At 51.9% G+C, this 399-nt stretch carries 1 protein-coding gene; it reads left to right on the top strand.

The window, feature by feature from the left end:
* A partial coding sequence (locus NE619_RS18090; protein WP_256133872.1) for a phage minor capsid protein occupies window positions 1-399 on the top strand: 399 nt, incomplete at both ends.

Here is a 399-nt window from a genome sequence, read left to right as displayed (position 1 = left end):
AAGACTTTTTGGCTGCCGGCATCAATTGCATTGAATATGCCAACGGAGCACGCCATACCATGCAGGATTACGCGTATATGGCAATCCAGACAGCCGCAAAACGGGCTTATTTGACTGGCGAAGGTGAGAAACGGCAAGAGTGGGGCGTCAGTACGGTCATCATGAACAAGCGCGGGAATCCTTGCCCGAAGTGCCTACCCTTTGTTGGCAAAGTCATGATTGACGATGTGTGGAGCGGGGGCAGGAAATCGGATGGAACGTATCCGTTGATGAGTACGGCCATCTCAGCTGGCCTGTATCACCCAAGGTGCAAGGATAGCCATTCGACTTATTTCCCAGGCATCACTACGGCAGAAGACAGATGGACAAAGGAAGAGCTGGCAGCGATAGAGAAAGCAA

The organism is Anaerovorax odorimutans, assembly GCF_024459955.1.
GTDB lineage: Bacteria > Bacillota > Clostridia > Peptostreptococcales > Anaerovoracaceae > Hominibacterium > Hominibacterium odorimutans_A.
This window is presented reverse-complemented; position numbering and strand designations above follow the sequence as displayed.